The organism is Bosea sp. (in: a-proteobacteria), from assembly GCA_023910605.1.
Classification (GTDB): Bacteria; Pseudomonadota; Alphaproteobacteria; order Rhizobiales; family Beijerinckiaceae; genus Allobosea.
Window position 1 is genome coordinate 2,144,815 of record JAAVVV010000001.1, and the last position, 18,779, is coordinate 2,163,593.

At 66.1% G+C, this 18,779-nt stretch carries 19 protein-coding genes; 12 read left to right on the top strand and 7 right to left on the bottom strand.

Features of this window, described 5'->3' with window-relative positions:
- Positions 1 to 28: 28 nt before the first annotated feature.
- Positions 29 to 910, bottom strand: coding sequence for an ATP-binding protein (locus HEQ16_10340; GenBank protein MCO4054428.1), 882 nt, complete (start codon positions 908 to 910; stop codon positions 29 to 31).
- A 306-nt stretch (positions 911 to 1,216) separates the two neighbouring features.
- Here HEQ16_10340 and yajC point away from each other — a divergent pair, with 306 nt between their 5' ends.
- The 6 genes from yajC (at position 1,217) to HEQ16_10370 (ending at position 6,052) form a co-directional block, all read left to right on the top strand.
- Positions 1,217 to 1,504, top strand: a complete 288-nt coding sequence (gene yajC, locus HEQ16_10345; protein MCO4054429.1) for a preprotein translocase subunit YajC — start codon at positions 1,217 to 1,219, stop codon at positions 1,502 to 1,504.
- 160 nt (positions 1,505 to 1,664) lie between these two features.
- Positions 1,665 to 3,254, top strand: a complete 1,590-nt coding sequence (gene secD, locus HEQ16_10350) for a protein translocase subunit SecD (GenBank protein ID MCO4054430.1) — start codon at positions 1,665 to 1,667, stop codon at positions 3,252 to 3,254.
- Positions 3,255 to 3,311: 57 nt separating this feature from the next.
- Entirely contained in the window at positions 3,312 to 4,244 is a 933-nt protein-coding gene (secF, locus tag HEQ16_10355) for a protein translocase subunit SecF (protein MCO4054431.1), read from the top strand.
- Positions 4,245 to 4,248: 4 nt separating this feature from the next.
- Positions 4,249 to 4,635 (top strand): hypothetical protein, encoded by a 387-nt coding sequence (locus tag HEQ16_10360; protein MCO4054432.1) that lies wholly within the window; start codon positions 4,249 to 4,251, stop codon positions 4,633 to 4,635.
- A gap of 104 nt (positions 4,636 to 4,739) precedes the next feature.
- A complete protein-coding gene (locus HEQ16_10365) occupies positions 4,740 to 5,630 on the top strand; it encodes a squalene/phytoene synthase family protein (GenBank protein MCO4054433.1) in 891 nt (296 codons plus the stop codon).
- Positions 5,631 to 5,839: 209 nt separating this feature from the next.
- Positions 5,840 to 6,052 carry a cold-shock protein gene (locus HEQ16_10370; protein ID MCO4054434.1) on the top strand — a complete coding sequence of 71 codons (213 nt, stop codon included), beginning with the start codon at positions 5,840 to 5,842 and terminating at the stop codon, positions 6,050 to 6,052.
- 3 nt (positions 6,053 to 6,055) lie between these two features.
- On the opposite strand, the gene HEQ16_10375 is transcribed toward HEQ16_10370, so the two are convergent.
- The 3 genes from HEQ16_10375 to HEQ16_10385 form a co-directional block, all read right to left on the bottom strand.
- On the bottom strand, positions 6,056 to 7,501 hold the full coding sequence (locus HEQ16_10375; GenBank protein MCO4054435.1) for a methylenetetrahydrofolate--tRNA-(uracil(54)-C(5))-methyltransferase (FADH(2)-oxidizing) TrmFO: 1,446 nt from the start codon (positions 7,499 to 7,501) through the stop codon (positions 6,056 to 6,058).
- A 66-nt stretch (positions 7,502 to 7,567) separates the two neighbouring features.
- On the bottom strand, positions 7,568 to 8,596 hold the full coding sequence (locus HEQ16_10380) for a serine/threonine protein kinase (protein MCO4054436.1): 1,029 nt from the start codon (positions 8,594 to 8,596) through the stop codon (positions 7,568 to 7,570).
- Positions 8,597 to 8,770: 174 nt separating this feature from the next.
- Positions 8,771 to 8,992: a DUF1127 domain-containing protein gene (locus tag HEQ16_10385; GenBank protein ID MCO4054437.1), complete on the bottom strand. Its 222-nt coding sequence runs from the start codon at positions 8,990 to 8,992 to the stop codon at positions 8,771 to 8,773.
- Between the two features lie 212 nt (positions 8,993 to 9,204).
- Between HEQ16_10385 and HEQ16_10390 the strand changes: the two genes are divergently transcribed.
- The 4 genes from HEQ16_10390 to HEQ16_10405 all read left to right on the top strand — a co-directional run bounded on the left by HEQ16_10390 (position 9,205) and on the right by HEQ16_10405 (position 12,416).
- Positions 9,205 to 9,402 (top strand): hypothetical protein, encoded by a 198-nt coding sequence (locus HEQ16_10390; protein ID MCO4054438.1) that lies wholly within the window; start codon positions 9,205 to 9,207, stop codon positions 9,400 to 9,402.
- A gap of 169 nt (positions 9,403 to 9,571) precedes the next feature.
- Positions 9,572 to 10,681, top strand: a complete 1,110-nt coding sequence (locus tag HEQ16_10395; GenBank protein MCO4054439.1) for an ABC transporter ATP-binding protein — start codon at positions 9,572 to 9,574, stop codon at positions 10,679 to 10,681.
- A complete protein-coding gene (locus HEQ16_10400; GenBank protein MCO4054440.1) occupies positions 10,678 to 11,607 on the top strand; it encodes an ABC transporter permease subunit in 930 nt (309 codons plus the stop codon). Before HEQ16_10395 ends, HEQ16_10400 begins: the two co-directional genes overlap by 4 nt.
- A complete protein-coding gene (locus tag HEQ16_10405) occupies positions 11,604 to 12,416 on the top strand; it encodes an ABC transporter permease (GenBank protein ID MCO4054441.1) in 813 nt (270 codons plus the stop codon). Before HEQ16_10400 ends, HEQ16_10405 begins: the two co-directional genes overlap by 4 nt.
- A gap of 12 nt (positions 12,417 to 12,428) precedes the next feature.
- Here the strand turns inward: HEQ16_10405 and HEQ16_10410 are convergent, their stop codons facing one another.
- Positions 12,429 to 14,156, bottom strand: a complete 1,728-nt coding sequence (locus HEQ16_10410; protein ID MCO4054442.1) for an AsmA family protein — start codon at positions 14,154 to 14,156, stop codon at positions 12,429 to 12,431.
- Between the two features lie 348 nt (positions 14,157 to 14,504).
- Here HEQ16_10410 and HEQ16_10415 point away from each other — a divergent pair, with 348 nt between their 5' ends.
- On the top strand, positions 14,505 to 15,212 hold the full coding sequence (locus HEQ16_10415) for a CoA transferase subunit A (GenBank protein ID MCO4054443.1): 708 nt from the start codon (positions 14,505 to 14,507) through the stop codon (positions 15,210 to 15,212).
- Positions 15,213 to 15,237: 25 nt separating this feature from the next.
- A complete protein-coding gene (locus HEQ16_10420) occupies positions 15,238 to 15,897 on the top strand; it encodes a 3-oxoacid CoA-transferase subunit B (GenBank protein ID MCO4054444.1) in 660 nt (219 codons plus the stop codon).
- 60 nt (positions 15,898 to 15,957) lie between these two features.
- Here HEQ16_10420 and HEQ16_10425 read toward each other — a convergent pair whose 3' ends face one another.
- Both HEQ16_10425 and HEQ16_10430 read right to left on the bottom strand, forming a co-directional pair.
- Positions 15,958 to 17,676, bottom strand: a complete 1,719-nt coding sequence (locus tag HEQ16_10425) for an iron ABC transporter permease (protein MCO4054445.1) — start codon at positions 17,674 to 17,676, stop codon at positions 15,958 to 15,960.
- Positions 17,677 to 17,679: 3 nt separating this feature from the next.
- Positions 17,680 to 18,723, bottom strand: coding sequence for a Fe(3+) ABC transporter substrate-binding protein (locus tag HEQ16_10430; protein MCO4054446.1), 1,044 nt, complete (start codon positions 18,721 to 18,723; stop codon positions 17,680 to 17,682).
- Positions 18,724 to 18,779: the final 56 nt, after the last annotated feature.

Here is an 18,779-nt window from a genome sequence, read left to right on the forward strand (position 1 = left end):
CGTTTTCCGCAAGGCTGCGCGGCTTCTCTCAGTCGAGGCGCATGTCCAGCCGGCCGGCAAGATCGGTGATGTATTGCCAGGCCGTGCGGCCTGAACGGCTGCCCCGCGTCGTGGCCCATTCGAGCGCGTCGCGCCGCAGGTCCTCGCCGTCGATGGCGAGCTTGAAGTGGCGTGCGTAGCCTGAGACCATGTCGAGATACTCATCCTGGCTGCACTTGTGGAAGCCCAGCCACAGGCCGAACCTGTCCGACAGCGAAACTTTCTCTTCGATAGCTTCGCCCGGGTTGATGGAGGTGGAGCGCTCATTCTCCATCATGTCGCGCGGCAGCAGATGCCGCCGGTTTGAGGTGGCGTAGAACGCCACATTGCCGGGCCGCCCCTCGACGCCGCCATCAAGCGCCGCTTTCAGCGATTTGTAGGAGGTGTCGTCATGATCGAAGGACAAATCATCGCAGAACACGATGAAGCGGTGCGGATCGGGCCGCAGCAGGCTCATCAGCTGCGGAAGGCTTTCGATGTCCTCGCGATGAATCTCGATCAACTTCAGCCGTGTGGGGCCCAGCCCGCGCGCATTGATGTCGGCATGCACGGCCTTCACCAGCGATGACTTGCCCATGCCGCGCGCGCCCCAGAGCAGCACGTTGTTGGCCGGCAGCCCCTTCGCGAAGCGTTCGGTGTTCTCCGCCAGCAGGTCTCGGACCCGGTCTACGCCCTTGAGCAGGCCGAGCGCGACGCGGTTCACCAGCGGCACCGGCTGAAGCCGCTGGTCGCGCGCCTGCCAGACGAAGGCATCGGCCGCGGCAAGGTCCGCCCGTGCCGGCGCGGGCGGAGCGATGCGGTCCAGCGCGTCCGCGATGCGGGCGAGCAGCGTGAGGGTCGGGTCGGCGGCGGGTCCGGTGATCTGGGTCATGGCCTTGGGTGCGGATCTCGAACAGGCAGGGTCCCCGCGCCGGATAGGCTGCGGGAGGGCGGGGCGGGCGCGGGGCCCGCAGGCTCTCTAGCCGCAAATCACGCTCATGGGGAGGTCATCGTGGCATGGCGGCTTGCGACAAGGCTTGTCGATCCTTGTGATTGATTTCGCCCACACCTTGGATAATAGTCCGCCGCGAAATCCGCCCCGCTTCGGGCCGGGCCGTTCTACGCTCCCTTGTGAGGTGCTGTCTTGATTACCCCTGCTTTTGCGCAAGCCCCCGGTGGTGGCGGCGCGGACATCTTCATGTCCCTCGTGCCGTTCATCCTGATCTTCGTGATCATGTGGTTCCTCATCATCCGCCCGCAGCAGAAGCGGATGAAGGAGCACCGGGAGCTGATCTCGAACGTGCGCCGCGGCGACACCATCGTGACCTCTGGCGGCATGATCGCAAAGGTCACCAAGGTGTTGGACGATGGCGAGGTGGAGGCCGAGATCGCTGACGGCGTGAAGGCGCGTTTCGTGAAGTCGATGATCCAGGACGTTCGCGCCAAGGGCGAGCCGGTGAAGGACAAGGACACGGCGAAGTCCTGATCCCGCCTGGTTCGGCGCGCCGCCTCGGCGGCGCAGCAAGGTCCGCATGTGCAGCCATTCCAGCTGTCCATCGCGGGCCAATCGCCGCATATGAGCACTGCACACAGGCACTCTCGCGCTCGAGGGCAGCCAGACCCGACATGAAGAGGCTGACGCAGCCATGATGCGCATTTCGAGGATCAAGTCGATCCTGATCATTCTCGTGACAGCGATCGGCTGCATCCTGGCCTTGCCCAGCCTGATGTCGGAACAGAGGCGCGCCAGCGTTTATGGGGCCTTGCCCTCATGGGTGCCGCAGAAGGCGGTTTCGCTCGGCCTGGACCTTCAGGGCGGCGCTCATGTGCTTTTGGAAATCGACAAGCCCGATCTGATCCGCTCCATGTCGACCCAGTTGCGCGATGATGTGCGCCGGGTGCTGCGCGAGGAGCGGGCGGCGCTGCAGGGCGGCATCATCATGCAGCCGCGTGGCGTGCAGTTCCGCATCCCTCAGGCGGATGACCGTGCGCGCGCCATGCCGAAGCTGCGCGAGCTTGCCCAGCCTGTCGGCCAGCAGCTTTTCGGGCCTACGGGCAACCAGTCGATCGACATCACCGAGAGCCCGGACGGCCAGATCACCATGGCCTATAGCGAACTCGGCCTCAACGAGCGCATCCGCCGCGTCGGCCAGCAGACCATCGAGGTCATCGAGCGGCGCATCAACATCGACGGCACCAAGGAGCCCTCGATCCAGCGGCAGGGCCTTGACCGCATCCTTGTGCAGGTCCCGGGCCTGACCGATCCCCAGCAGCTCAAGGAGCGGCTTGGCCGCACCGCCAAGCTCCAGTTCCGCTTCGTGGCCGAGGCCGGCGCCGCCGACACCGAATCGATGCGCAACCGCGACACGGGCCAGCTCGTGGGCGTGGAGCGCTCGGTGATCGTTGAGGGCGAGGACCTGATCGACGCGCAGGCCGCCTTCGACCAGCGCACGGGCCAGCCCATCGTCAATTTCCGCTTCAACATTCGCGGTTCTCAGCGTTTCGGCGACGCCACGACGCGCGGCGTCGGCCGTCAGCTCGCGATCGTGCTCGACAATGAGGTGATCTCCGCTCCCGTGGTCCAGACGCCGATCACGGGCGGTTCGGGCCAGATCTCGGGTTCCTTCACGGTGGAGCAGGTGAACAATCTCTCGCTGCTGCTCAGGGCCGGCGCGTTGCCAGCGCGGCTTTCGATCATCGAGGAGCGCACCGTTGGCGCCGGCCTTGGCGCGGATTCGATCCGCGCCGGGGTGCTGGCCTCCTATCTCGCCACCATCCTTGTGGCTGTGTTCATGATCGCGACCTATGGCTTCTTCGGGGTCGTCGCGGTCGTCGCGGTAACCTTCAACGTGTTCATGCTGCTGGGGCTGCTGTCGGTCATCGGCGCCACGCTGACATTGCCAGGGATCGCCGGCATCGTGCTGACCGTCGGCATGGCGGTCGACTCGAACGTGCTGATCTATGAGCGGGTCCGGGAGGAAGCGCGGCTGGGACGCTCGGCGATTTCCTCGCTTGATGCCGGCTTCGAACGAGCTTTCAGCACGATTCTGGACGCCAACCTGACCACGCTGATCGCTGCCATGGTCCTGTTCTTCCTTGGTACAGGTCCGGTTCGTGGCTTCGCTGTGACGCTCTCGCTTGGCATCTTCACCACCGTCTTCACCGCCTTCACCTTGAGCCGCCTGATGATCGCGACCTGGTATCGCTGGCGCAGGCCCTCCAAAGTCGAGATTTGAGGTTCAACCGTGGCTTTCCGTCTGCGCTTCATCAAGGACGACACGAGCTTCAGCTTCATGAAGTTCAGGTCGGTCAGCTTTCCGCTGTCCGCCATCCTGTCCATCGCGACCGTGATCCTCTTCTTCGCTGTCGGCATGAATTTCGGCATCGACTTCAAGGGCGGCACGCTCGTCGAACTGCAGGCGAAGGGCACCCAGGCGAACATCTCCGATGTACGCGAACGGTCCAACAATCTTGGTTTTGGTTCCGTCGAAGTCGCCGAATTCGGTTCGCCGCGCGAATTGCTGTTGCGGATCGAGTTGCAGGTCGCGCCGACCGTCGCCGAGCAGGAGAGGGCGCAGCAGAATGTCGTGACGAAGCTGCGTGAGGCATTTGGCGCGGAATATGAGTTCCGCCGCGTCGAGGTGGTCGGCCCGCGCGTGTCGGGGGAGCTTGTGCAGAGCGGCGCGATCGGCGTGATCGTCGCCGTGATCGGCGTGCTCCTTTATTTGTGGTTTCGCTTCGAATGGCAATTCGCTGTTGGGGCCGTGATAGCGACCTTGCACGACATCGTGCTCACCATCGGCTTTTTCCTGGTGATGCAACTCACTTTCGACATGACGTCGATCGCAGTCGTGCTCACCATCCTCGGCTACTCGCTGAACGATACCGTCGTCATCTACGACCGCATCCGCGAGATGCTGCGCAAATACAAGAAACTGTCGCTCTACCAGGTGCTGGACATCTCGGTGAACGCCACGCTGTCTCGCACCGTCATCACCGCTACGACGACCTTTCTCGCGATGACGGCCATGGCCATCTTCGGCGGCGAAGTGCTGCGCTCGTTCTCGCTGGCGATGCTGTTCGGCATCGTCATTGGCACCTACTCCTCGATCTTCATCGCAGCGCCTGTCCTGATCTACCTCGGCCTCAAGACAGGCGGCGGCGATCCGGCCAGGGGCGAGCAGGCTGCCGAGGCAAAGGCGGTCGCGGCGCCCGTCAAGGCCTGAAGAAATGGCAGCCGGCGCGCGCCATGACGGCTTCGTGCCCGGCCGGCACCTGATCGACGCCTATGGCGCCGGCGGCTTCCGTTTCGCGGACATGAGCCACAAGGGCTCCATCCTGATGCTGCCGTCTGGCGTGAAGGCGTGGAGCGCAGTGGACAGGCAGTCATGGGCCGCGTCGCAGTTCGCCGATGTCTTCGCCGAGGCGGAGGCCATCGAGTTGCTGCTGATCGGCACCGGCGTCGATCTGCGGCCCTTGCCCGAGGCGCTGCGCTGGCGCTTCCGCGAGGTGAAGGTCAGCCTTGAACTGATGACCACGCCTCCTGCGGCACGCACCTACAACATTCTGCTGGCCGAAGGGCGCAAGGTGGCGGCCGCGCTGATTTCGGTCGCCTGAGCGTTGAAACCGCGCGCCTGTGATCCAGTTTCCCGTCGGCACGGCCGGACCTCTGGCCCCGCCCTTGCCGATGCCTTCGCCGAAACGGAATGCGTGGACGCCTGATGCCGTCTATCCTGCCAGAGTCGCCCGGGGTCAGCGCTCGCGACCTCGCCGAAGCTTTCGCCTTCTGCGAGAGCCTGGTGCGCGACGTCGACAAGGATCGCTATCTGGCGACCCTGTTCGCGCCCGCCGGCAAGCGTCCGCATCTGTTCGCGCTGTATGCCTTCAGCTTCGAGGTGGCGCGTGTGCGCGAACTCGTCTCCGATCCGTTGCCGGGCGAGGTGAGGCTGCAATGGTGGCGTGACCTTCTGGAAGGCCGCTCCCATGGCGATGCCGCGGCCAACCCGGTATCCCGTGCGCTGCTCTCCACCATCGCCGCCTTCAGGCTGCCTGTGGCGCCGCTCATCGCGCTCATCGATGCGCGCATATTCGATCTCTACGACGATCCCATGCCGACCGTGGCGGACCTTGAGGGATATTGCGGGGAGACCAGCTCCGCGCTGATCCGCCTGTCCTGCCTGATCCTGGCCGATGGCGAGGACCCGGGCGCGGCCGAGGCGGCGGGCCATGCCGGCGTTGCCTATGCGGTCACGGGGCTGCTCAGGGCCTTCCCCTGGCACGCCATGCGCGGGCAGGTCTATGTGCCGAAGGAGTATCTGCTCGAACATGGGGCCACGCGGGAGGATGTCGTCTCCGGACGCGGCGGTCACGGCGTGCTTGCCGCGCTGCGCGACATGCGCCAGCTTGCCTGGCGTCATCTGGAGCGCACGCGCATCATTCGCGACACGATCCCGGCCAGGGTCGTGCCGGCCTTCCTGCCGGTCGCGCTCGTGGAGATCTACCTCAGGGAGATGGAGCGGGCGAGCTACGATCCGTTCACCAGCATCATCCAGGCGCCCCAGTGGCGCCGCCAATTCCGCCTGTGGCGGCAGGCCCGCAAGGCGATGTCCTGAAGGCGTCCCTACCTCAATTCTGGCGTCTTGATTACGCCAGAATCTGACGTTTACCCTTACGTCACCAACTTGGCGGGAAGCGGGCCGGCGGATGATCAGACCTTTTGGCCCATCGCGCATTCTTGCCCGGCTTGTGCAGGCGGTGGCGTCCGCTTGCGACGTCCTGCGCGAGCCGTTCGGTCGGTCGTGCATCAACAAGGGTCCTGTGAATGACGACTGGTACTGTGAAATGGTTCAATGCCACCAAGGGCTACGGCTTCATCCTGCCCGATGATGGCGGCAAGGACGTGTTCGTCCATGTCAGCGCCGTCGAGCGCTCGGGCTGCGGCCCCCTCAAGGACGGGCAGAAGATCAGCTTTGAAATCGCCACGGACAAGCGGACGGGCAAGGCCGTGGCGGCCGAGTTGAAGCTGATGGGATAATCCCTATTCCGCGGCCCGGGAGCTGGCGCGGCCTGTCTGGGGCAGCGCTGCGCTCCAGGCGTTCAGGCTTTGCTTGGCGCGGTCAGTCAGCGCCCGCTTGCGGGCGAGGGCCTTCTCTGGGCCGCGCATGCGCTTGCCTGACCCGTTGCGCACGGCGGCGATCGGCGGGAACAGTCCGAAATTGATGTTCATCGGCTGGAAGGACCGCGGTCCCTCATCGATCGTGACGATGTGCCCGCCGGTGATGTGGTTGACCAGCGCGCCGATGGCCGTGTCCGCCGGCGGCAGCGGTGCAATCTCGCCGCGCCATTCGGCGGCGGCCATGAGCCCGGCCAAGAGGCCGACGGCTGCGCTTTCGACATAGCCTTCGCAACCGGTGATCTGGCCGGCGAAGCGCAGGCGCGGGTCGGCCTTGAGCCGCAGCGCGGGGTCGAGCACCTGCGGCGAGTTGAGATAGGTGTTGCGGTGCAACCCCCCCAGCCGGGCGAACTCCGCGTTCTCAAGGCCGGGGACCATCCGGAGGATGCGGGCCTGGTCGCCATATCTCAGCTTGGTCTGGAAGCCCACCATGTTGAACAGCGTGCCCAGCGCATTGTCCTGCCGGAGCTGCACCACGGCATGAGGTTTGACCAGCGGATCACGCGGGTTGGTCAGGCCCATTGGCTTCATGGGCCCGTGGCGCAGCGTCTCGCGGCCACGCTCCGCCATGACCTCGATGGGAAGGCAGCCGTCGAAATAAGGGGTGCTGGCTTCCCACTCCTTGAACTCGGTCTTCTCGCCGCTCACAAGCGCGTCCACGAAGGCGTCATACTGATCCTTCGTCATCGGGCAGTTGAGATAGTCGGCGCCGGTTCCGCCGGGCCCGGCCTTGTCGTAGCGGGACTGGAACCATGCCACGTCCATGTCGATGCTGTCGCGGTGGACAATTGGCGCGATGGCGTCGAAGAAGGCGAGTTCCTTTTCACCGGTCAGCGCCTGGATCGCCGCCGCCAGCGCTGGCGAGGTCAGCGGGCCGGTGGCGATGATCACGCAATGCCAATCGGCAGGCGGCAGACCGGCCACCTCGGCCCGCTCGATCGTCACCAGCGGGTGCGCATCGAGAGCGGCGGTGACGGCCGCCGAGAACCCGTCGCGGTCCACCGCCAGCGCTCCGCCGGCCGGCACCTGGTGCGCGTCGCCCTTGGCCATGATCAGCGAGCCGAGCTGGCGCATCTCCCAGTGCAGCTGGCCCACGGCATTGGAGCTGTGGTCATCCGAGCGGAATGAGTTGGAGCACACGAGTTCGGCAAGGCCGTCGGTCTTGTGCGCATCGGTGCCGCGGACAGGGCGCATTTCGTGCAGCACGACCGGCACGCCCGCCTGGGCGATCTGCCAGGCGGCCTCTGAACCGGCGAGGCCGCCGCCCACGACATGAACCGGTTGGCGTCTGGATGATGTCACGTCGCTCATGCCCGGCAGATAGGCGCGTTTCCGCCGTCAGGCAAGCGCAGGCGGTGTCGCGGTGAAGGCGGCGCCTCAGACGCCCTTGATCGACCGGTCGGTGACGTTGAGGCGCTTCTCGATGATGGCCTCTACGGCGAGGCGCTGGTCGGGCGCGGTGGCCAGCAGGGGCTCCAGCAGGTCGATCTGGTTGGTGGCGATGAGGGAGAGCACGTCCGTCATCACCTTGCCATCGGCGCGCCGGGGCAGGACGGGCACGACCTGGATCAGTTCGGGCGGTGCAGCGGTGTCGCGCGCGCGCAGAGCCGCCTGGATCTCCGCAGGGTCAAGCCTGGCCGATTCAACGAATGCGTAAAGGCCGACGCCCTTGCGCCGATACGGATAACCCACGATCGCGGCCTCGGTGGCGCCCGGCAGGGATGCGGCGATGCGCTCGAGCCGCGGTGCCTCGCGATGCAGCCGCAGCCCGCCGCCCTCGCGGTCGCGCACGCCCATGAGATCGCGCGTGATGAGCTTGTAGACCTTCTTGCCTGTCATAAGCCAGATGCGGGACGGCAGGCTCTTGCGCTTGAGCACGCGCAACTCGCCGGGGGTGATCGCATCCGGGCAATACTTGCGCTTGTGCTTGAGCAGATGGCGCAGGTCCTCATGGGCCAGCAGGCGATAGAACCGGCCGCTCCTCTCATGGACGCTCGCCAGCTGGAAGTCCGTGACGGCGGCGCGGCCATCGGGCGTCACCAGCCAGTTCGGCTCCTTGGCGAGATCGTTGTGACAGACGCCTGAGCGCCGCAACTGCCGCAGCAGGCGCTTGGCATCGCTGAACAGCGCCGCCTGGCCATGCGGCCTGGCCATCTGGAAGGGTAGCCCCTCGATGAAGCCGCGGATGATGACCCCGTCGGACGCCGCATGCAGCGGCGGCACGCCTTCAATGCCCGAGGCCCGCGCCAGCGATCTGCGCTCGCGCACGCCGAAATGCCAGGCCAGCGGCCGGGCCCACCAGCGCGCCGTGGTGAGGTCGCGCCTGATCGCCGGATGACGTCTGTCGCCCTCGCGCCAGAAGCCCCGGTCGATAGTCGAGAATACGTCGGACTTGAGCGTCGCCACCCGCTCGAAGGCGGTCGTGTCGGTGCTGGGCTGGCGGGAGACGTCGGCGGGTCTGGTCGGCTTAGCCATGCCGTTCCGTAGTCAAAGACGCAGCCGGTGGAAACACCCAATCGATGCCTCCATGCAAAAACCCGCCATAGAGGCGGGCTTTAACGCAAAGAGCGGTGCTGAAGCTCAGGCTGCGGCGTAGTGCCGGGCGATATTGTGGATGTCGGCGCGGAGCAGGCCCAGATCGTCCAGCTCGCGGTCGGAGAGCTTGGACAGCTCGCGGACCGTCTCGCGATAACGCAGATAGGCCTGGATCCGGGCGACAAGGCTGGCAATGAACACGGTGGGCTCCTTCAGGGGATGGAAATGGACGATGAGGGGCAGCGCGTTTTGTGTGCGCTGCAACATCCCTGATATAGGGCATGCGTTTATGGGTTGCGATATTGCTGATATGATATCTGACATGCGTCAGACGCATGCACGCGCGACAATTCGTTCACAATTTGTCAAGCTGTTCGTGAGCGCTGCGGCGACGCGCGCGCTCTGCCGCTTTTTCGCCACAGCACGTGCACGAAAGTGGCGACAGTGGGGCTTCTGATTCGCTTGGTGACGACATGTCCATGACAACCCAGAATAATTACGCTTCTCGCGTCTCGGCGGCTGCCCTGTGCAGTGCCTTCATGGGGCTTGTCGTCGCCATCGGGATCGTTGCCGTCGCGCTCAGCGAGCACAAGCCTGGGTTGACCCGTCACATCAGCTTGCTGATGCCGCTGCTGGATGCCGGCCAGGACGCCGGCGAGGGTGACCTCGCTCTCTAGCCGCGTTCACAGTTTTCATCGGGCCGCCAATTGGAGCCACCGGGCGAGCGCCCTAGATTGCCGGCATGAACACTGGCTGCCCGTCTTCATGAACCGGCCCGATCACCCGCCCGCCGATGGCGCGCGCGCGGCGCGGGCCGGTCGCCGGCGCACTGGCGGCGGCCCGGCGATGGGCGCGGCCCCACTCATCCGGTTCGAGAGCGTCACCCGCCGCTTCGGCGCAGTGACGGCCGTGAAAGCCGTGTCGCTGGATCTGAACGCTGGCGAGATGTTCTGTCTTCTGGGGCCTTCCGGCTGCGGCAAGACCACGCTGATGCGTATGCTGGCGGGCTTCGAGTCGCCGGATGAAGGGCGCATCTGGCTCGATGGGCAGGACATCACCGATGTTCCGCCCCATCGCCGCCCGGTCAACATGATGTTCCAGTCATACGCGCTGTTCCCGCATCTTGATGTTGCGTCAAACATCGCCTTCGGCTTGCGTCACCTGACGGGCGCCGAGCGCCTGGGTCGCGCGGATATCGCCCGCCGCGTCGATCGCCTGCTGGACCTCGTGCAGCTGGGCGGGTTTGGCCGTCGCAAGCCGTCCGAACTGTCAGGCGGCCAGCGACAGCGTGTGGCTCTGGCCCGCGCTCTGGCGCGCCAGCCGAAGGTTCTGCTGCTCGATGAGCCCATGGCGGCGCTGGACCGCAGGATGCGCGAGCAGACGCAGTTCGAGTTGATGGACATCCAGCTTGATCTGGGCACCACCTTCCTTGTCGTCACCCATGACCAGGATGAGGCCATGGTGATGGCCGACCGCATCGGCGTGATGGAGGCCGGCTCGCTGGCGCAGGTGGGTCGTCCATCGGACATCTATGAGCGCCCGGCGAGCCGCAGCGTCGCAGCCTTCATCGGGGACGTGAACCTGTTCGAGGCGGTCGTCACGGGATCGGAGCGGGATGGCGCATGGCTCCTGGAGGCGCCCGCCTGTCCCGCCGGGCTTGCTGCCGAGCATCCTGAAGGGCTTGTGGCTGGCCAGCGCGTCGCCGTGGCCGTCCGCCCTGAAAAGCTGGTGCTCGAGCGCGCGGATGCGCCGGCGGCGCCCAACCGGATGGCCGGCGTCATCTGGGACATCGGCTATCTCGGCGACTGGACCATCTTCATGGTGCGGTTGCCATCAGGGCAGATGGTGCGGGTCTCGCGGGCCAATGCCGAACGTCAGGCCAGCCCAAGCTTTGGCTGGGATGAGCCTGTCAGCCTGCGTTTCGCGCCCGGCGCGGCCATGGTCCTGGCCCGATGAGCCGCGGCAGGGCGGCGTGCGCCGGGCTGGCGCGGTGGCGTCGTGCGCTGGTGCCGGCTTTGCCGATGCTGTGGCTTTGCGCGCTCTTCCTGCTGCCCTTCGCGATCATCGCGCGCATCGCGCTCTCCACCGCGACGAAGGCCCAGCCGCCATACCTGCCGGTCTTCGACATCGGGGCAGGTTGGGCGCGCTTTCGCGAGGATCTCGCCGCGCTGGAACTCGCGAATTTCCGGCTCATCGCTGAGGACAGCCTTTATCTCCTGTCGCTGCTCTCGTCGCTGCGGCTGGCGGCCATCGCCACGCTGATCCTGTTGCTGATCTGCTATCCCCTGGCGATCGCGCTCGCGCGGCTGCCGGCGCGCTTGAGGCCGCTGGCGCTGATGCTCGTTATCCTGCCGTTCTGGACGAGCTTCCTCATCCGCATCTACGCCTGGGTCGGCATCCTGCGTCATGACGGCTATCTCAACGCGCTGCTGCAGGGCCTTGGCCTGACCACGGCGCCCGTCGGCTTTCTGGATACGGACGGGGCCATCATCCTCGGCATCGTCTACGCCTATCTGCCGTTCATGGCGCTGCCGGTTTTCGCCGCCGTCGACAGGCTCGATCCAGCGCTGCACGAGGCCGCGCAGGATCTGGGCTGCCCGCCCTGGCGGCAATTCTGGGCCGTGACCCTGCCGCTGACCCTGCCGGGCGCCATGGCCGGCTGCCTTCTGGTCTTCATTCCGGCGGTGGGCGAGGTGATCATCCCCGATCTGCTCGGCGGCTCGGGCACGCTCACGATCGGGCGCACGTTGTGGGCCGAGTTCTTCGCCAATGGCGACTGGCCGCTTGCATCGGCGCTGACGATATTGCTGCTGCTGGCGTTGCTGCCGCCTTTGCTTGCCTGGCGCGCGCTCGAGGCGCGGCAGTGGAGAGGGCGGTCATGAGCCGGCGTTCGGGGCTGAGGCTGCGCGACACGACCGTGCTCGCGCTCGTGTTCGCCTTCCTCTATATGCCCATTCTGATCGTGATTCTCTTCTCGTTCAACGACTCGCGGCTGGTCACGGTCTGGGGCGGCTTCTCGACGCGCTGGTATCGCGGCCTGCTTGACAACCGGGCCTTGCTCGATGCCGCATGGATCACGTTCAGGATCGGCTTGGCCTCTGCCGCCATCGCGACAGTGCTGGGCACGCTGGCGGCGATCTCTCTCACACGGATCGGGCCGTTCCGCGGGCGGGCGCTGCTGGGCGGCATGATCTATGCGCCGCTCGTCATGCCAGAGATCGTCACGGGGCTCTCGCTGCTGCTGCTGTTCGTGGCGATCGGCCTCGATCGCGGCTTCTGGACGATCGTGCTCGCTCACGCCACCTTCACCATGTGCTTCGTGGCCGTGATCGTGCAGGCCCGGCTGGTGACGCTGGATCGCAGCCTTGAGGAAGCCGCGCAGGATCTGGGCTGCAGCCCGTTCATGGCCTTCATTCAGGTCACGCTGCCGCTGATCGGCGCCTCGATCGGCGCAGGCTTCCTGCTTGCGCTGACACTGTCATTCGATGATCTCGTGATCGCCAGCTTCGTGTCAGGGCCCGGCGCGACGACCTTGCCGATGCGCATCTACGGCCAGGCCAGGCTCGGCGTGACGCCGGAGATCAATGCCGTCTCCACCGTGCTGATCGTGCTGGTCACGTTTGGCTTAATCGTCGCCTCCCTTCTCACCAAGCGCGACGTGCAAAGCCGGATGGGCCGCCCCGGCGATTAGCCGGAAAAGCCTTCAGTTCGCGCGGGGCCTCAGGAACGGCGCTGCGGCGCCCGAGCGCTCCAGCAGGCTCCGCGCATTGACTTGCACCATCGGCTCGCCAATCGAGCCGAGCACCTCGAAGGGCAGGGCGGCCTGACCGGTGCTGGACTGGACCTCGCCCTGCAGGCGGTAGATCTGGTCGATCAGCGACACACGGCCCTCAAGGGCCATGCGGAAGGCAGGCCCCGCGCCCCGCGCTTCCGTCACCATCAGCACACCTTCGGAAATCGTGCCCGCAAGCGTCATCTGCTCGAAGCTGGTGCGGCCGCCGCGCATGTCCCGCGCCGCCGCCAGGGGTTGCCGCTCCATGCGCCGCATCAGTTCATTGAGGTTCGTGCCCAGAAAATCGCCATTGCGGGCGGTGAATATGGCGCGTCCCTCCGCGCTCGCGACCAGTTCGGCAGGGCTGCGGCCGTTCATCTCAAGCTGCTGCTGGAAGGTGCCTTGGCCCGTCAGCCGCCGCGCATCGAACAGGTCGGCGCTCAGAAGGCCAAGGTCGACCTTGTCGGCGGTGAGGGTGGATCTGATCTCGACGCCAGAGCTGGAATGGCCGATGGAGGCGCGGCCGCGCAGCGAACCGCGGTAAAGCCCCGCATTGGCCAGAGCGATGTCGAGCCGTTTGTCCGTGGCCATGATCTGCGCGGCCACCTCGCTCAGCGTCACGCGCGGAAAGCGCATGCGCTGCACCGAAACCCTCAGATCGATGTCGTGCGCCAGCAAGTCGTCGATGTCGATCGGGCTCGTCGCAGCAAGGTCGGGCAGCGCGCCTTGATGCATGTCGATTCCGGCCTGGGCGCGGCCGATGTCGAGGTTCTGTCCGGCGAAGGTGCCTGTGAGCCGCCAGCGCCCCTCGCGCCGCCGCCAGTCCAGCGCGCCTTCGAGCGGGTCGCCGCCGAGCGTCAGCACCGCATTCCTGATCTGTGCGCCATCGGGCCCGACACGGACCTCACCGCGAATGTCGGTCTTGCCGAACGGCAGCAGGACCGGCGAGCCGGAAGCCAGCCAGGCCCCAAGCCGCGACATGGAGGGCGCGGCGATCGCCACCGAGCCGTCCAGCATGCTCGCCGGCGTCGCGCTCGAGACGCGCGCCGAAACGAAATCGAGCGTGAGCAGGTTGGACTTGATGCTCGCCATCGGCAGGGTCGCCCGCATGGGCGAGTTCGTCGCCACGGCGAAGCTCACTTTCTCGCCACGCCAGGTGAGCGAGCCGCTTGTCTCGAACGCCTCGCCGATTTCGCGTGCGGCGATGTCGAGGCTCACATCGCGCGCGGAGGAGATGATGCCGGGGCCGCGCCGGAAGAAGATGGAGCCATTTGCACGGATGGCGATCTGCGGCGAGCCCGGGAGCTGCGCGAGGCGCAATGAGGTGATGATCGAGAAGAGGTCGACGCCTTCTGCCGGCACTGCCACCTCGATTTGCGGCGCGATCAGCGTGATCTGGTCGAAGGCGATGCGGCCGGCCATCAGTGCCAGCAGGCGGATCTCCGCCCGCATGCGCGGAATGCGGGCTGAGATCGCTCCATCCCTTGTCGTGAACACGACATCGTTGGCGATCATGCGCGGCGTGGGCAGCAGCGCGAATGCTCCGTCGCCGGAGCTGTCCAGCGCAAGGCCCATCGCGTCGGAGAGCTGGGCCAGCAGATGGCGCTCCACCGTCCGCTCAGCCAGCCGCCACGGCATGGCGGCCAGGGCGGCGGCCATGGCTAGCCCTGCGACGGCCGCGATGCGCCATCTCTTTCTCATGCCAGGCGATGCATTTGTGTCATGGTGGACAGGTGGCTCCGGAAGCCTGACGCTTGACGGGAATGCCGGCGCACGAAAGCGTCGCTGCCGACCCACCGCTGCGGGATAGTTAGCGCGTCATTGCGTTAAAGTCGAGGATTGTACCGATTAATGCGTGGAAACGCAGCGTCGGGCCTCGGCGCCAGGCTTGCCTTGCTGCTGCGCCAACCGGGCCGGGGTTGACATCTGCGCGGCGTCGCTGTGGATGAGGATCAGGAAAAGCGATCAGTTGCGCGCATCGGCGCGCATGCAAGAGGGTGTCGATCGATGAAGAAGGTGTTCCCCGACGCGACCGCCGCTCTGGCCGGCCTGCTGCGCGACGACATGATGATCATGGCTGGCGGCTTCGGCCTGTGCGGCATCCCGGAGGCGCTGATCGCGGCCATCCGCGAATCAGGCGTGAAGGGCCTTACGATCGTCTCCAACAACGCCGGCGTGGACGGCATCGGCCTTGGCGTGCTGCTCGAGACGCGGCAGGTGAAGAAGATGATCTCGTCCTACGTCGGCGAGAACAAGACCTTCGCCACCCAGTATCTCGCCGGCGAATTGCAGATCGAGTTCAACCCTCAGGGCACGTTGGCCGAGCGCATCAGGGCAGGCGGCGCAGGCATACCGGCCTTCTTCACCAAGACCGGCGTCGGCACGCTGATCGCGGAAGGCAAGGAGGAACGCGAATTCGACGGCGAGCGCTACATCATGGAGCGCGGCCTGTTTGCGGACCTCGCCATCGTCCATGCCTGGAAGGCGGACACGGAAGGCAACCTCGTCTACCGGAAGACCGCCCGCAACTTCAATCCGATGATGGCCACGGCAGCCAAGGTCACGGTCGCCGAGGTGGAGCACCTGGTCAATGTCGGGGAGATCGACCCTGACCACATGCACACGCCGGGCATCTACGTGAAGCGTCTGATCAAGCTCGAAACCCCCGTGAAGCGCATCGAGCAGCGCACCGTCCGCCAGCGCGCGGCCGCCTGACCCACACCCGCGAGGAGAGATCACAATGGCCTGGACCCGCGAACAGATGGCGGCGCGCGCCGCGCAGGAACTGGTGGACGGCTACTACGTCAACCTCGGCATCGGCATTCCGACGCTCGTCTCGAACTACATTCCCGCCGGCATGAGCGTCCAGCTCCAGAGCGAGAACGGCATGCTTGGCATGGGACCTTTCCCCCATGACGACGAGGTCGACCCCGACCTCATCAATGCGGGCAAGCAGACCATCACGCAGCTGCCCACCACCAGCTTTTTCTCGTCCTCCGACAGCTTCGCGATGATCCGCGGCGGCCATATCGACCTGTCCATCCTCGGCGCCATGCAGGTGTCGCAGAAGGGCGACCTCGCCAACTGGATGATTCCGGGCAAGATGGTGAAGGGCATGGGCGGCGCCATGGATCTCGTTGCCGGCGTCAAGAAGGTGGTCGTCGTGATGGAGCATGAGGCCAAGGGCGAGTCCAAGCTGCTGAAAGCGTGCAACCTGCCGCTCACCGGCGCGGGCGTCGTCGACCTCGTCATCACCGATCTTGCCGTCTTCGCGATCGACAAGAAGAAGGGCGGCATGACCCTGATCGAGCTGGCCGGGGACGTGACGCTCGACGAGGTCAAGGCCAAGACCGAGGCCGGATATGCTGTGGCGCTTGGCGGCGCGTCGAGGGCCGCCTGAAGCTTGCGAAAAGGCTTCCGGGTTTGCCGGGGCGCAGGCGCGCCCCCGCTTCGAACCCGCTCAGTTCCGGCCCTGACGCATCGCCCGGGTCAGCATCAGCACCGGCACGATGCCGATCGCCACGATCGCCAGGGCGGCGGTCGACGATTGCGCCAGTCTTTCGTCGGAGGCGAGCTGGTAGACACGCACGGCCAGCGTGTCGAAGTTGAACGGTCGCACGATCAGCGTGGCCGGCAGTTCCTTCATCACATCCACGAACACCACGAGCGCGGCAGTGATCAGCGACCGGCGCAGCATCGGGACATGGATGCGCTGCGCCACCGAGCTCTGGCTCGAGCCGAGCGTGCGCGCGGCATGGTCTATGCTCATGCCGATGCGCGCATAGCCAGCCTCGATGCCGCCCGTCGCAATAGCCAGGAACCGGACCAGATAGGCGAACAGCAGGGCGACAAGCGTGCCGCTGAGCAACAGGCCCGTCGAGATGCCGAAGCTGTCTCGCATCAGCCTGTCGAGGGCATTGTCGAACAGGCCGAGCGGCAGCAAGACGCCGACAGCCACCACGGTGCCCGGAATGGCGTAGCCCAAGGTTGCGAAGCGCACCGCGCCTCGCACGGCATCCGAGCGCGAGACGCGCAGCGCATAGGCGAGCAGCGCCCCCGCCGCCACGATGATCACCGCCCCAAGACTGGCCAGCACGAAGGAATTGCCCGCATAGGTGAGGAAGCGCGAGCCGAAGAACGGATCGCCGCCCTGTGCGTGCAGGTTCAGCAAGATCAGCACCGGCACGATGAAGCCGAGCAGCACCGGCAGGAAGCACATGCCAAAGGCCAGCGCCGCGCGCCAGCCGCGCAACTGACGGGCGCCCAGCACGCGCTCGCGTCGCGAAGTGCGGCCATAGCGCCGCTGGCCGCGCGAATGCTGCTCAAGCGCCACGAGCGCCATGACGAAGCACAGCAGCCCGATGGAGAGTTGGGCGGCGGCGATGCGGTCGCCCATGCCGAACCAGGTGCGGTAGATCAGCGTCGTGAACGTGTTCACGCCGAAGTATTGCACCGTGCCGAAGTCGGCGAGCGTTTCCATCAAGGCGAGCGCCGTGCCGGCCGCAATGGCCGGGCGCGCCAGCGGCAACGCGATGCGGCGGAAACTTTCGCCCATGCCCCCGCCAAGCGTGCGCGAGGCATCGATGATGCAGGCCGATTGCTCCACGAAAGCGGCCCGCGCGAGCATGTAGACATAAGGGTAGAGCACCAGCGTGAGCATGACGCTGACGCCGCCGAGATTGTGGATGTCGGGGAACCAGTAATCTCCGCGCGACCAGCCGAAGGTCTCGCGCAGCCCTGTCTGAACGGGGCCGGCGAAGGTGAGCGCGTCGGTATAGGCATAGCCGATGATGTAGGCCGGCATCGCCATCGGCAGCAGCAGCAGCCAGTGCAGCGCCGTCGATCCCGCAAATCGGAAGGCGGTGACCGTCCAGGCCGTGGCGACGCCCAGCATGACGCAGCCGCCGCCCACCAGCACGAGCAGGCCGAGCGTGTTCAGCATGGCTTCGGGCAGGATGGTGCGCATCAGATGGTCGATGCTGCCCGATCCGCTCTGCGTCAGGCTGAGCGCGAGGCTGAGCAGCGGCAGCGCGACGAGCAGCGCGAGCATCAGCGCGGCGAGCGTCACCGGCGTGTGTCCGCTGGGGAGCCTGAACGCCGGTGAAGGCCGCGCGGGGGCGCGGCCTTCGAAGCGGATCGGATTGCGTGCCGGCGTGGCCGGCGCAGGCTCATGCGCCATGCATCATTTCCAGCCGGCGCGGTCCATGATCTGGAGAGCCTGCGCGTTGTTGCGCGCGAAGACGCGGGCATTGATCGTGTCGGACTTGAAGGCGCCGAAACGGGCGATGGTCGGCGGCGGCGCAACCCCATCGACGACTGGATACTCGTCATTGCCTTCCGCGAGGAAGCGCTGGGCGGCGGGCGAGATGAGATGCTCCATGAAGCGGATGCCCGCCTCGCGGTTCTTGGCTGTCGCGCAGAGCGCCACGCCGGAGATGTTCACATGGCTTCCGCGATTGCCCTGATTAGGGAAGAACACGCCGATCTTGTCGATCAGCGCTGCATCCTGCGTCGCAGATTTGCGGATGATGTTGCCGAGGTAATAGGTGTTGGAAATCGCCAGATCGCCTTCGCCGGCGAAGGCCGCGCGGATTTGGTCGGTGTCGCCGCCGCGCGGCTGGCGCGTGAAATTGGCGACAATGCCCCGGCACCAGGCCTCCGTCGCCGCTTCGCCATTGGCCGCGAGAATCGCGCCGGTCATCGACTGGCTGTAGATGTTGGTCGAGGAGCGCATCAGCACCTTGCCGCGCCATTTCGGGTCGGCCAGATCCTCATAGGTCGAGAGCTGCGACGGGTTCACGCGGTCCTTGTGATACATGATCACCCGGGCGCGCGTGGACACGCCGAACCAATGCCCGTCGGGATCGCGCAGGTTGGCAGGAACGCGCGAGACGAGCGCTTCCGAATTGATGGGGGCCAGCAGGCCCAGCTCCCGCGCCCGCTCGATGCGTCCGGCATCGACCGAGATGAAGACATCGGCGGGGCTGTTGGCACCTTCGGCGCGCATGCGCTCGATCAGCGCATCGGGCGCCGCCTCGACCCGGTTGACCCGGATGCCCGTGGCCGCGGTGAAGGTCTGATAAAGCGCCTCATCCGTGTCGTAATGGCGCGAGGAATACAGGTTCAGCGTCTGCGTGGACTGCGCCCGGACAATGGCAGGCGCGGCGAGCAGGGCGCCAAGGCCGGCGCTTCCAGCCAGGAAACTGCGGCGGTCGAGTGAATTCATCGGTTTCTCCTTGTCTCGCGGATTCAAGGTCCGCGCTGGCAGATCGACATCCGCCA

Bases quoted from the DNA above. Each gene is read 5' to 3' on its own strand.
- HEQ16_10340 (MCO4054428.1), bottom strand. From the start codon at position 910: ATGACCCAGATCACCGGACCCGCCGCCGACCCGACCCTCACGCTGCTC.
- yajC (MCO4054429.1), top strand. From the start codon at position 1,217: ATGTCCCTCGTGCCGTTCATCCTGATCTTCGTGATCATGTGGTTCCTC.
- secD (MCO4054430.1), top strand. From the start codon at position 1,665: ATGATGCGCATTTCGAGGATCAAGTCGATCCTGATCATTCTCGTGACA.
- secF (MCO4054431.1), top strand. From the start codon at position 3,312: ATGAAGTTCAGGTCGGTCAGCTTTCCGCTGTCCGCCATCCTGTCCATC.
- HEQ16_10360 (MCO4054432.1), top strand. From the start codon at position 4,249: ATGGCAGCCGGCGCGCGCCATGACGGCTTCGTGCCCGGCCGGCACCTG.
- HEQ16_10365 (MCO4054433.1), top strand. From the start codon at position 4,740: ATGCCGTCTATCCTGCCAGAGTCGCCCGGGGTCAGCGCTCGCGACCTC.
- HEQ16_10370 (MCO4054434.1), top strand. From the start codon at position 5,840: ATGACGACTGGTACTGTGAAATGGTTCAATGCCACCAAGGGCTACGGC.
- HEQ16_10375 (MCO4054435.1), bottom strand. From the start codon at position 7,501: ATGAGCGACGTGACATCATCCAGACGCCAACCGGTTCATGTCGTGGGC.
- HEQ16_10385 (MCO4054437.1), bottom strand. From the start codon at position 8,992: ATGTTGCAGCGCACACAAAACGCGCTGCCCCTCATCGTCCATTTCCAT.
- HEQ16_10390 (MCO4054438.1), top strand. From the start codon at position 9,205: ATGACAACCCAGAATAATTACGCTTCTCGCGTCTCGGCGGCTGCCCTG.
- HEQ16_10395 (MCO4054439.1), top strand. From the start codon at position 9,572: ATGGGCGCGGCCCCACTCATCCGGTTCGAGAGCGTCACCCGCCGCTTC.
- HEQ16_10400 (MCO4054440.1), top strand. From the start codon at position 10,678: ATGAGCCGCGGCAGGGCGGCGTGCGCCGGGCTGGCGCGGTGGCGTCGT.
- HEQ16_10405 (MCO4054441.1), top strand. From the start codon at position 11,604: ATGAGCCGGCGTTCGGGGCTGAGGCTGCGCGACACGACCGTGCTCGCG.
- HEQ16_10410 (MCO4054442.1), bottom strand. From the start codon at position 14,156: ATGGCCGCCGCCCTGGCCGCCATGCCGTGGCGGCTGGCTGAGCGGACG.
- HEQ16_10415 (MCO4054443.1), top strand. From the start codon at position 14,505: ATGAAGAAGGTGTTCCCCGACGCGACCGCCGCTCTGGCCGGCCTGCTG.
- HEQ16_10420 (MCO4054444.1), top strand. From the start codon at position 15,238: ATGGCCTGGACCCGCGAACAGATGGCGGCGCGCGCCGCGCAGGAACTG.
- HEQ16_10425 (MCO4054445.1), bottom strand. From the start codon at position 17,676: ATGGCGCATGAGCCTGCGCCGGCCACGCCGGCACGCAATCCGATCCGC.
- HEQ16_10430 (MCO4054446.1), bottom strand. From the start codon at position 18,723: ATGAATTCACTCGACCGCCGCAGTTTCCTGGCTGGAAGCGCCGGCCTT.